The 10,496-nt window shown below is 40.2% G+C and carries 8 protein-coding genes; 5 read left to right on the top strand and 3 right to left on the bottom strand.

The features are described 5' to 3' along the window. Window positions 1-15 precede the first annotated feature (15 nt). The 3 genes from parC to WD019_RS05620 all read left to right on the top strand — a co-directional run bounded on the left by parC (window position 16) and on the right by WD019_RS05620 (window position 6,500). A complete protein-coding gene (gene parC / locus WD019_RS05610; RefSeq protein ID WP_026677054.1) occupies window positions 16-2,457 on the top strand; it encodes a DNA topoisomerase IV subunit A in 2,442 nt (813 codons plus the stop codon). Window positions 2,458-2,725: 268 nt separating this feature from the next. After that, a complete protein-coding gene (locus WD019_RS05615; protein WP_425710883.1) occupies window positions 2,726-4,918 on the top strand; it encodes an anthranilate synthase component I in 2,193 nt (730 codons plus the stop codon). A gap of 214 nt (window positions 4,919-5,132) precedes the next feature. After that, window positions 5,133-6,500 (top strand): MFS transporter, encoded by a 1,368-nt coding sequence (locus WD019_RS05620; RefSeq protein ID WP_026677055.1) that lies wholly within the window; start codon window positions 5,133-5,135, stop codon window positions 6,498-6,500. Between the two features lie 65 nt (window positions 6,501-6,565). Here WD019_RS05620 and WD019_RS05625 read toward each other — a convergent pair whose 3' ends face one another. After that, the gene (locus WD019_RS05625) at window positions 6,566-6,754 is read right to left on the bottom strand and encodes a hypothetical protein (RefSeq protein ID WP_035350274.1); all 189 of its coding nucleotides are present in this window, start codon (window positions 6,752-6,754) and stop codon (window positions 6,566-6,568) included. Window positions 6,755-7,064: 310 nt separating this feature from the next. Between WD019_RS05625 and WD019_RS05630 the strand changes: the two genes are divergently transcribed. Together WD019_RS05630 and WD019_RS05635 are read left to right on the top strand one after the other, a co-directional pair. Next, complete coding sequence (locus tag WD019_RS05630) at window positions 7,065-7,439, top strand: YbaN family protein (RefSeq protein ID WP_425710884.1); 375 nt, start codon at window positions 7,065-7,067, stop codon at window positions 7,437-7,439. 173 nt (window positions 7,440-7,612) lie between these two features. Next, window positions 7,613-8,422: an HAD family hydrolase gene (locus WD019_RS05635; RefSeq protein WP_425710885.1), complete on the top strand. Its 810-nt coding sequence runs from the start codon at window positions 7,613-7,615 to the stop codon at window positions 8,420-8,422. Window positions 8,423-8,702: 280 nt separating this feature from the next. Here the strand turns inward: WD019_RS05635 and WD019_RS05640 are convergent, their stop codons facing one another. Beyond that, the gene (locus WD019_RS05640; protein WP_425710886.1) at window positions 8,703-9,047 is read right to left on the bottom strand and encodes an HNH endonuclease; all 345 of its coding nucleotides are present in this window, start codon (window positions 9,045-9,047) and stop codon (window positions 8,703-8,705) included. 248 nt (window positions 9,048-9,295) lie between these two features. Beyond that, window positions 9,296-10,231 (bottom strand): tyrosine-type recombinase/integrase, encoded by a 936-nt coding sequence (locus WD019_RS05645; protein WP_425710887.1) that lies wholly within the window; start codon window positions 10,229-10,231, stop codon window positions 9,296-9,298. Window positions 10,232-10,496: the final 265 nt, after the last annotated feature.

Here is a 10,496-nt window from a genome sequence, read left to right on the forward strand (position 1 = left end):
TAGGAGGGTGCACTATTGTCATTACTTGAACGCTTTATGGATCTGCCGCTGGAAGAAGTGATCGGGGACCGCTTCGGCAGATACAGTAAATATATCATTCAGGAACGGGCACTCCCTGATGCCCGTGACGGGTTAAAGCCCGTTCAGCGCCGGATTCTTTATGCGATGCATCAAGAAGGGAATACGGCAGATAAACCGTTTCGGAAATCGGCAAAAACAGTCGGTAATGTAATCGGAAACTATCATCCGCATGGAGATTCTTCAGTCTATGAAGCAATGGTGCGGATGAGCCAGGATTGGAAAGTAAGAAATGTTCTCATTCAGATGCACGGAAACAATGGGAGCATTGACGGCGATCCCGCTGCTGCCATGCGTTATACGGAGGCCCGGCTTTCCCCGATCGCTTCTGAACTTTTGCGTGATATCGATAAACATACGGTAGAATTTGTTCCGAATTTTGACGATACGATTGAAGAGCCGGTCGTTCTCCCGGCGATGTATCCTAACTTGCTCGTAAATGGATCAACCGGGATTTCAGCAGGGTACGCAACAGACATCCCTCCACATAATCTAGGTGAGGTTATCGATGCCGTCATTATGCAAATTGATAATCCTGATGTGAGCCTTGACGAATTAATGACGGCCGTTAAAGGGCCGGATTTCCCGACAGGCGGGATTGTCCAGGGGATTGAAGGGATTAAGAAAGCATTTGAAACAGGCAAGGGACGTGTTATTGTACGAGCGAAGACCGAAATAGAGGAAATTAAAGGCGGAAGGCAGCAAATCGTTATTAGTGAAATTCCGTATGAAGTAAATAAAGCAAACCTCGTCAAACGAATTGATGAGCTTCGTCTTGATAAAAAAGTCGAAGGGATTGCCGAAGTTCGTGATGAGACGGATCGTACCGGCCTCCGGATTGTTATCGAGTTGAAAAAAGACGGTAATGCTGAAGGAGTTTTGACATACCTGTTTAAAAATACAGACTTGCAAATTTCGTACAATTACAACATGGTGGCCATTCATAATAAGACACCAAAGTTGATGGGATTAAAGCATATTCTATCGGCCTATATCGAGCACCAAAAAGAAGTCGTTACAAACCGCTCCAATTATGAACTTGCGAAGGCAAAAGAACGCCAGCATGTCGTGGAAGGGCTGATTAAGGCCATTTCAATTTTGGATGAAGTAATTGAGACGATCCGGGCGTCGAAAGATAAGCGCGATGCAAAAGATAATTTAATGAATAAGTTCAAGTTTACCGAACCGCAAGCAGAAGCGATCGTCACATTGCAGCTTTATCGGTTGACGAATACGGACATTACCACTTTGCAAAATGAAGCAAAAGAGCTTGAAAAGAAAATTACCTACCTTACAAGCATTTTAAACAGCGAGAAAAAGCTTTTGAATGTAATCAAAAAAGATTTAGCCGATGTAAAAAAACGGTATGCAGATGAACGACGTACGGCGATCGAACATGAAATTCAAGAACTAAAAATTGATATGGAAGTGATGATTCCATCCGAAGATGTCATGGTTACAGTGACAAAAGACGGATATGTGAAACGGACGAGTCTTCGTTCTTATTCTGCATCAAATGGTGAACCACCGGGCATGAAAGAAACAGATCGTCTTTTAGCTTCCGGGCAGTTAAATACTACGGAAACGCTCTTGATATTCACTAACAAAGGGAATTACATTTATTTGCCGATCTACGAAATGCCCGATATTCGCTGGAAGGACATGGGGCAGCATGTCGCCAATATGGTTGGCATCGAAAAAGATGAAACGTTGATTCAAGCCATACCTGTAAAAGAGTTTAAAGAAGACCTATACCTTATTTTCTTTACGAAACATGGAATGGTGAAGAAAACCGAAATCACTCAATATAAAGCACAACGATATAATAAAACGCTTATGGCATTAAAACTAAAAGGTGATGATGAAGTCGTCGGTGTCAGCTTAACAGATGGGAAACAGGATGTGTTTATCGCAACACATAGTGGCTATGGCCTCTGGTTTAATGAAAATGAAATCAGCATTGTCGGAAAAGGGGCGGCAGGAGTTAAAGGCATTAATCTGAAAGATGGCGATGTAGTCGTCAGCGGCTTTGCGCTTGCGGAAGAAGAAAACGTTGAACTTTTATTAGTGACTCATCGTGGCGCCGTGAAAAAAATGAAGCTGTCCGAATTTGATAAAACTTCCCGTGCTAAGCGAGGACTGGTCATGCTTCGCGAGTTAAAGAAAAATCCGCATAAAGTCGTTGATCTAAAACTGATTACAACTGACAATGAGGAATACTTCATAAAAACGGCGAAAGGGCAGAGGGGCAAAATTAATTCCGGAGATTATAAGCCGGCGGATCGGTACAATAACGGTTCGTTTGCCATCGATGTCGATGACTGGGGAGAAGTCGTAGAAGTTTGGAAAGATATTCAAGTTGTAGATGAAAAAGAGTAGCAGCAAATTGCCGCTCTTTTTTTATTACAATAAACATATTATGTTAACTAATAGCGGAGATAAATATTTTGAATTAGAATTTTTTTAATTGCTTGCCTTCATAATTGATAGTACAATGTCATTATTAGAGTTTAGCAGAGAAGAGACAGGATAGTTTAGTGGAGAGCTTAGGTTAGTAGAGAATTTGAAGTTAATTATATATGTGGTTCCCCTTATTTGCTCCCAATCGAGCTCCTGTTCTCCTCTGGAAAAAAGAGGAGGAAAGAAAATGAGCAGCATTTTATCCCATCTAGTATTAAATTCCGAGGAAAAGTTAGTTTATGTAACTGAAGAAAACATCGAAATAACCCGAACCACGAAGCGATTGGACAAAGCAGGCGCTACAGACATCATCCTGCGTGAAATCGATTTTCGAAAAGGTGCGTTGTTTTCCAGCAGTTATGAATATCCGGGGCGTTATTCACGCTGGGACATTGGATTTATTAACCCGCCGCTTGAAATCCGCGCTACCGGCAGACAATTTCAAATAATAGCGTTAAACAGCCGCGGTGAACTGCTAATCCCTTCTATTTTCGAAAAGTTACAAACGATTGCTTCAATCAGTGTCACTAAAGACGGTTTTGCAATTTCGGGCACAATTGAGACATCCGGCGAAATATTTAACGAGGAAAGCCGAACGTTGCAGCCTTCTATTTTTACTGCATTAAGAGCGATCAAGGAACGATTTGCATCAACTAAAGACTCTTTTCTCGGCTTATATGGAGCATTTGGATATGACCTCGTATTTCAATTTGAGTCTTTGCAATATAAGCATAAAAGAAACAGCCAAAAACATGATCTCGTTTTATATCTTCCAGATGAACTTATTATCGTGGATCATCAATTATCATGTGCTTACCAGCTTTCTTACGAATTTAAGTTCGGCAAGGATTCGACCGAAGGCCTACTGAGAGATGGCGTCTATGTTGAACAAAAGGGGTCTATTAAGCCCTCAATCGGATTAACATACCAGTCAGGAAAATATGCAAACTTAGTTAGAGAGGCGCTTGATGAATTTCGCAAAGGAAATTTATTTGAAGTCGTGCCTTCACAAATTTTATACGAACAATATGATGCTACGCCTTCTCAAGTATTTAATGAATTAACCGAATTAAACCCGAGTCCATATGGTTTTATCATCAACCTTGGCAATGAGCATCTTGTCGGCTCATCGCCAGAAATGTATGTACGAGTAGAAGGAAACAGAGTGGAAACATGCCCAATTTCAGGGACGACAAAACGAGGCAATAATCCGATTGAAGACGCGGATTATATCCGTAATTTATTAAACTCCTATAAAGACGAAGCTGAATTGACAATGTGTACGGATGTCGACCGAAATGATAAATCGAGAATATGCGTTCCGGGTTCAGTGAAAGTGATCGGAAGAAGGCAAATCGAAATGTATTCGCACTTGATTCATACGGTTGACCATGTCGAAGGCTACTTGAGTCCGCAATATGATGCTCTAGATGCCTTTATGACGCATATGTGGGCCGTTACGATAACCGGCGCTCCAAAACGGGCGGCGATATGCTGGATTGAAGACCATGAATGCTCGCCAAGGGAATGGTATGGCGGTGCGGTCGGCTACTATAATTTTAACGGAGATTTGAATACAGGGCTGACATTGCGGACCATTAAAATGAAAGACGGGATGGCCGAGATCAGGGTCGGCGCGACATTGTTATACGATTCTATTCCAGAAGCTGAAGAAGAAGAAACACTGACAAAAGCAGCGGCGTTAATTAAAGCGATCCGGGCGCCCAAAACGAAACCGAGTGAATCGGCACAAGAAACAAAACATCCGGGTCAGGGGAAAAGGATTTTACTAATTGATCATGAAGATTCCTTCGTCCATACGCTCGGGAATTATCTTAAGCAGACTGGAGCGGAAGTATTAACATTGCGCGCCCCCCGGGCAAGGGAAGTGTTAAATTCTTCGCAAACGTTTGACCTAGTGGTCATTTCTCCAGGACCGGGTCGTCCAGGTGATTTTCATATGAATGAAACGATTCATTTATGTTTGAGCAGACAATTGCCGATTTTTGGAGTATGTTTGGGACTTCAAGGGATCGTCGAATATTTTGGCGGGGAATTAGGCTTATTGACGGAACCACAACACGGGAAATCATCCAATGTAAAAGTGAAGCACGACAGTCTTTTGTGGAAGGGGCTACCTGAGTCATTTGCGGTTAGCCGCTACCATTCATTATATGCAAAACAACTACCGGAAAGTATGAGAGTAACGGCTATGTCAGACGACAATGTGATCATGGCGGCGGAACATAAACATTTACCTATAGTCGCTGTCCAATTTCACCCTGAGTCGATATTAACCTCGCGTGACAATGTCGGGATGAGGATCATTGAAAATGTCGTTACGTACTATTGTATCCGCGAAAAAGTGCTTTCGCTTTAAAGAACAAAATTGTAGTCCAATTAGAACCGTATCAAAGGTTGACAGACTAGTGTGAATAGTGTATAAATAAATTACCAAAATATCATATTCTTTCTAGTTGCATGGCTGGAGATGAAAAGATGCCATAGTCATTAAAAACATGATTCATGTTTTTTGGCTATGGCTTTTGTTGTACATTCACACACTCAGTTAAAAAGGGAAAGGGGAGATTTTAATGAGTTTTGAGCATTTAGATTCACCAGACTTAAAGCGCTTTCAAAGAAAGATTACGCTTTTATCGGCTGCGGGCACTTTTCTTGATGGATTTGATCTAACAGTAATTGCCGTTGCGATGCCCTTAATTTTAAATCAGTGGGATATTGGACCTGGAGTTCAAGGACTTATTACAGCATCTGCTGTGATTGGTTCCTTTATTGGGGCTTTATGGCTTGGAAGCTTGACCGATAAATTTGGCCGGAAAGCCATGTATGCGATTGACTTATTAGCTTTTGTCGTGTTTGCTGCTTTATCTGCATTTGCACAGGCGCCATGGCAACTTATTTTATTTCGATTCTTACTGGGAATTGGCATTGGCGCTGATTATCCTATTTCAGCCACACTCGTTTCCGAATTTAGCGCAACGAAAAGCCGCGGGAAGCATAGTACTTCGTTAGGGGCGATGTGGTTCGTGGGAGCCGTGGTGGCTTATATTTGCGGAATACTATTATCGCCGCTTGGACCGAGCGCATGGAGATACATGCTTTTAGTAGGCGCTATTTTCGCTCTTATTGTTTTCTATTTCAGGGTGACACTTCCGGAATCTCCAAGATGGCTGGCATCCAGGGGCCGCGAGAAGGAAGCAGAAGCGATCATGCTGAAAATTACCGGCCAAAAAGTAATCATTAACCCCAATACGGATAAAAAGCAAAAATTAAGTAATGTGTTTTCGAAAACTTTATTTCGCCGAACGTTCTTTGTTTGCGGATTCTGGTTTTGTTATGCGGTAGCATATTATGGGATTTCGATGTACACCCCAACAATTTTGAAGCCGTTAACGCATGGATCGCAAATGATGGCGTATATCGGCTCTGGAACGGTTAGTGTGTTAGGGCTATTGGGAGCAATTATAGGCATGAATATTGTAGAAAAGATAGGGAGAAGACCACTAATTATTACGTCATTTACAGGATTATCAGTGGCATTAATTATTTTAGCGCTTAACCCGAGTCCAACGATGGCATTTTTAGTTATTTTATTTAGCCTCGCTGTGCTATTCGCGAACATGGGCGGGGGAATTCTTAACTTTGTTTATCCGACAGAATTATTCCCTACGAGTATACGGGCAAGCGCTTCAGGGTTGGCAACCGCAGTGAGCCGCATTGGGTCAATTTTAGGAATACTCGTTTTTCCGCAGCTTGTTGCGGCCTGGGGAAACAGCAAAGCGTTATGGCTTTTTGTCATCGCCGGATTAGCAGGCCTGGTGATTTCGATCATATTAGCTCCTGAAACAAAAGGGAAAAACTTAGAGGAACTTAATAATGAGGTAACTTTAGCACTAAATAATAAATCCGACATAGGAGAAAACCATGGAAAAATGACTTAGTCTTTGGTCAATTGGACAACAAGGTACGTTAAATGATTTTTTTCCTCCCTTGCAAAAATGTACAATCAGGAGTCTTTCATCCTCTTTCCCTTATATTTCGCTAGAACATGCCTCATGCCTTCTTCAATTAAGTCATTGGCTGGACGATTCAGGCGTTTGGCCAATAGTTTAATTTCTTCATAAAGCTGCTGACTCAGCGTCGTATTCACATTTTTGCGGTCTTCATTTTTCTTTCGGATGTCGCTTTGATACAATTGATTTCACTCCTTTTAATTTAAATTACATGGTTATCATACCTGGACTAACTGTACTCTATATTATGGCAAAAAGTATAGAGCAAGGGAAGAAAGCATAACTGTTATCTGTTCCTGGTATGTCTCTTGGTGGTTCTGTCACGTTTAGCTGTCGCTATGAGGTTTTAAGCGATCCTTATGACATCACAATAGCGGGAGTCATTCCAAAAACATATTGTTTTCATAAAAATAGAGCCTTATAATTAAGCGAACAGCGTCAGATACTGTTCGCTGTTTTTTATAGTCTCAGGGAAGGTAGACGGAGAGATTTATGTTTAAAAAAACTGTTCTATTACTAATAGGCTTTACTTCATTAGGGATTGGAGTAATCGGCATTTATGTACCGTTATTACCAACGACACCTTTAGTGCTACTGGCCCTTTTTTGCTTTTCGAAAAGCTCGGATAGGTTTCATAGTTGGTTAAAGTCTACGACTCTTTATGAAAAATATGTAAAAGAGTTTAAAGAAACTCGTTCGATTACAATGAAAAACAAAATTAAGATATTGTTGTTTCTTTACGTATCAGTCGGCGTCTCAATCGTTTACATTAACAATAGCATCATCCGGGCAGCATTGATCGGCATGTTGATTCTCCAAACATTTGTCCTCATGTTTATCGTGAAAACACGGCGAGTAAAGAATTAAGATTGCTTGAATTTCAATGTATCTCAACCTGCTAAAAAGGGGAATTTTATTGTGTCGCCCTCAATTGATGGTGCTTTTCAGATTGGACGGAAAATTTTCAAAAATGAACTTCCTTAAGTGGTGTAAATATAGTAACATTCTAGTAAACAACTAGAAAGAGATGAGGGTACACGATGATTAAAGCTATTTTTTTTGATCTTGATGACACGCTGCTCTGGGATCAGAAAAGCGTGAAGGAAGCCTTTAGAGCGACATGCGAAGCGGCGCGGGATAAATATAATGATATTGATCCGGAAAAGCTTGAGGAAGCAGTACGAAAAGAAGCTCGGGATCTTTACTCATCTTATGAAACGTATGAATTCACGCAAATGATTGGGATTAACCCGTTTGAAGGATTATGGGGGAACTTTTTGGATGATGAAGATAACTTCCGCAAAATGAAGGAAATTGTTCCAGCCTATCGAAAAGAAGCATGGACAAGAGGGCTTATGGCACTAGGAGTTGATGATCCTGAATTTGGACATGAATTAGCAGAACGTTTTCCATTAGAACGCCGCAATCATCCGTTTGTCTATGAGGAAACATTTAGAGTGCTCGATGAATTAAAAGGGAAGTACAGGCTCCTGCTGCTAACGAACGGTTCACCGGATTTGCAAAATACGAAGCTGGAGTTAACTCCAGAGCTTGTCCCATATTTTGATCACATCGTTATTTCTGGGGGCTTTGGAAAAGGCAAACCGGATCCGTCTATATTTGAACATGCTTTAACGTTAATGTCACTTAAGGCCGAGGAAGCCATTATGGTTGGGGATAACTTAATGACTGATATTCTTGGAGCTTCTAGAGCTGGCATTACATCAGTTTGGGTCAACCGCCAAGATAAAGAGCGAAATGAAGTAATCCCTGACTATGAAATCAGCCATTTAGAGGAGCTTTATCCGATCCTCGAAACATTGAAAGATAAAATCAGCAGTTTAGATTAATAATCGATAGCTACATTTCAAATTGAGATGTAGCTGTTTTTTAATACATCTAAAATACTAATAAGCGTTTCAGATTAATTTTAATTTCGTCTCACTATCTTAAGTATTCTTAGATTTTGAGACTGGATTCAATTATTTCTGCATTGCTTCCGAGAATATATATTATGTAAACTAATAAAAACCACAAACGTACCATTAGTTTCTTCCCTCACGTTCTGTACGAGAACAAAAAAGTAGACCCATTTAGGACATAAATGTGGGTCCATTAATTTTGTGCATTTTAATCTTTATCTAGTTTCTTAATTCGTGATAAAAACTCACTCAATTTAAGATCATTTTTCAACTGATTACATCGTTTACATGCGCAAACACAATTCTTTGGTGTAGTTAATCCACCTTTTGACTTTGGGGTTAAATGGTCAATTGTATCACCATATTTTCCGCAGTAAAAACAGGTATAGGAGCTTCTTTCGATGATCAAATGCCGAAATTCCTCTTTGTTGTATAATTTATGAATCAACCCTTCGTGAACAATCCCTGCAGCTTCTTCAGTAACCAGTTGTGTAGCAATCTGTACAGGAACATAGTATTCAAAAAATCTTCCATTTTTCTTTTTTTCCTTCACTTTAATGTCACCGTACGATAATAGTGATATATCAAAGCTATAATTGCACGGTATTGCAGGAAGAATTTTTTCATGTTTTCTAGGTTCACAGACTTTACAATAAGATTTCCTTGCTCCGGAACTGCGCTTTCGCCCGGTTCTAGGTGGGAATTCAGAATAATATTTTATTTGTTCGCAAATCTTGCATTTTTTATAGAGAGGACATGCATGTCTTAAATTCATAGTAAACACCTGCATTTTATTCCTAACTAACCTTTAATTTGATACAGTTTTTCTTTGATTTGTTTCCTGCTTACCTGAGTATAACGAGCAGTTGTAGCAATAGCCGGTGTACCTTTTTTTGTGACATGACCAAGATAATATGCGATTTCTTCAATGGTCCAACCAGATTCCCGGGCACGGTGTGCAAAGTCGTGACGCAAATGATGGAACGTTACATCATGAATCAGATCCCATTCATCCTTAGTTGCTAGTGACTTTAGTTTTCTAAACCAGTGGTGAATTCCTGCCTCTGTTAACTGTTCACAGCGTTGTGATGTAAAGACATATGGGCTATCCTTTATTCGTTTTCCATGCTCCAAGTAATTGGAAAGTGGTCGGTGTACCTGGTTCAATAAATCAATCTCCCTCCTCTTCCCTCCTTTGTATCCGACACGTAGCCACCCGATTTTCGGACCGATGTAAGTATCTTTTACCATTAACCAAGACACGTCACTTATACGAAGCCCGGCCCAATATCCAAGTGCAAAAATTGCTTTTCCTCGGAGATCACCTTCCCGTTCCACAAGATTTCTCAATACATAACGCTGATCTTTACTCAATTCACGCGGAGCTAATAATGGCTGTGGTGGAATGTCAACGCCTCGAGTCGGATTTTGCTGTAGTAATCCCTTCTCCTCAATTAACCAGCGTGCAAAACTGGATGCTGCAGATTTGATACGATTTCGATGGTTAATACTATATCCCTCGTCCTCTAAATAACTTAAATACATTTCCATAGCCGTTTTTGTAAATTGCTCCGGTTGGAATTTTCCTGCACTTCCGGGTTTAGCTGAAATCCATTCTGTCAATTGATGAATAGAACGTATGTATGCATCAATCGTTTTCGCTGATTTTCCAGAAATATACGCTTTGTATTCTTCAATCAAAGGTTTGGATTGATGTAATGGAATGACGTTAGACATTCTCTTCCCTCCTGAAAAATTTCTGTTACGAGTTTTATACCCCAATAGGTTTTACTCTTTCTTACTTCTATCTACACTTTCGTTAAGTGAATGTTTCTTTAATATCTTAAAGAAACAAAAAAGGAAGGTATTTTTAATTTTAAATCGAATGTAAAATTTGTGACAAAAAATTTACATTATAAGGGGATGAAGGGATAGAAATGAAAAAACTTATTTCAGTATGTCTTATGGTTGGGGTTTTGTTAATTCCAACATCAGCATTTGC

This window comes from Fictibacillus sp. Mic-4, from assembly GCF_049843615.1.
Classification (GTDB): Bacteria; Bacillota; Bacilli; order Bacillales; family Fictibacillaceae; genus Fictibacillus_A; species Fictibacillus_A gelatini.